A 1,635-nucleotide genomic window follows, 5' to 3' on the forward strand; every position below is an offset into this window, starting at 1 on the left:
GAGTCGGCCAGTTCGGCGGAGATCGCATTGCTCTGGCGCAGGCGTTCGCCGCGTTGTGCTTCGTTATCGCTGCGGCTGGCGGCGGCTTTGGTCTGTTGAAGCTGGGCTTCGAGGCGGCGCACCTCGGCCTGGAACGGGCGTGGGTCGATCTGGAACAGCAAGTCGCCTTTCTTCACGAGGGCGCCTTCGGTGAAGGCCACCTGATCGATCTGGCCGGACACCCGTGGACGGATCTGCACGGTTTCCGGTGCTTCCAGGCGACCGGTGAATTCGTCCCACTCGTTGACCGGTTGTTCAAGCACCTTGGCCACGCTGATTTTTGCAGGAGGCATGGCGGCCGCTTGGTCCGGGGTTTTGCCGCACGCGCTCATCACCGCCACGGCTAGAATCGCCAGGGGCAAGCGCAAGTGTTTGAGTGTCTGTTCCATGAGGTGCATCCGCCAATGTATTTGAGATGGGCGGATCATGCGCGGCGAGGTGCTAGGTCACGAATCGAATGAAGCAAAGATAACTATCATTCGGAATGATATAAGCGCGGGATGAGCCCTCTAGACTGCGGGTTTCATTAGGCAGCTATCAATATCCTTGATGACAACGGTGTGTTGCGCAGGCGCCAGGAACGTCGCGATGCCTACGCGGTGTTGTCAGTCGCCAACCGCCCAGGTCGTAATCCTCAAGCACCTCGCACCGCATGCCTGACACTTCGGGCCAGGTCGAAGCATGGCCGGGTGGCAATTCCTTACACTTGCGGCTTCTATTAGCCGTTGTGCTGCCACGCGAGGAAACGCCATGACTTCGTCCATCGATCCCGGTCTGCTGGCTATTTATGAAGCCTGGCACGCCACCGTTTGTGCCGGCGACCTGGCGGCTACGGCGGCGTTGTATGCCGAGCAGGCGGTGTTCGAAACGCCGCTGGTGCTGGCGATCTACCCCGACCACGGCAGCGGGGTGCTGGTGGGCCGAGGGGTGATCCAGCGGTTTATGGAAGACAGCAAGCGCCGCTTTCCCAATGACCTGGCTGAGTGGTATCGCAGCGACAAGGCCTTCATCAATGGCCGCAATCTGACGTGGGAATACCCGCGCAAGACGCCGACGGGGGAGCAGGTCGACCTGATGGAAATGATGGAGATTGAAAACGGCTTGATCACTTGCCACCGCGTGTATTGGGGCTGGTATGGCGTGCGCTTGCTGGCGCCGGTACTGGCGAAGGCGCAAGCGCTGTGAACCCGCGTGCGACGGTTGCCATCGTTGGCGGGTCGGTGACCGGCGTCGCGGCGTTTATCCAACTGGTGCGCACAGGTAACGCTCGGCGTATCGACATCATCGATCCCGAGGGGCTGGCGCACTCGATTGCCTTCAACGCCGACGAGGCCACGCTGTTGTGCAATACCTCGCTGCAGACGATGTCGGTGCTGGACGATGACCCGCACGACTTTCAGCGTTACCTCCAGGCGCAGGGCATCGACGCCGGCGAAGACGCGTTTGTGCCACGGGCCTGGGTGTCGGGCTACCTCAAGCAACGCTACGCCGAGTACCGCGATGTGGCGCAGGCCCGGGGCATTGAGCATCGGGTCGTGCGTGCAACGGTGCGGCGTATCCAGCCGGTCGCGCGCAGCGACTATCGCTTGGTGCTGG

Annotated in this window: 3 protein-coding genes; 2 read left to right on the forward strand and 1 reads right to left on the reverse strand. The window is 61.8% G+C overall.

Annotated features, from left to right (window positions below):
• Window positions 1–428 (reverse strand): efflux RND transporter periplasmic adaptor subunit (locus tag L9Z73_RS30185; RefSeq protein WP_247408597.1); only part of this gene is annotated, 428 nt, incomplete at its 3' end.
• Between the two features lie 361 nt (window positions 429–789).
• On the opposite strand from L9Z73_RS30185, the gene L9Z73_RS30190 reads away from it, so the two are divergent.
• Window positions 790–1,224, forward strand: coding sequence for a nuclear transport factor 2 family protein (locus L9Z73_RS30190; RefSeq protein ID WP_247408599.1), 435 nt, complete (start codon window positions 790–792; stop codon window positions 1,222–1,224).
• Window positions 1,221–1,635: FAD/NAD(P)-binding protein (locus L9Z73_RS30195; protein WP_247408601.1), on the forward strand; the 415-nt coding region annotated here is incomplete at its 3' end. The genes L9Z73_RS30190 and L9Z73_RS30195, both read left to right, overlap by 4 nt.

It is taken from the genome of Pseudomonas emilianonis (assembly GCF_023072625.1).
Lineage (GTDB): Bacteria > Pseudomonadota > Gammaproteobacteria > Pseudomonadales > Pseudomonadaceae > Aquipseudomonas > Aquipseudomonas paraveronii.

What these genes read in the sequence shown, in the direction of transcription:
- L9Z73_RS30190 (WP_247408599.1), top strand. Translation starts at nt 790, where the DNA reads ATGACTTCGTCCATCGATCCCGGTCTGCTGGCTATTTATGAAGCCTGG.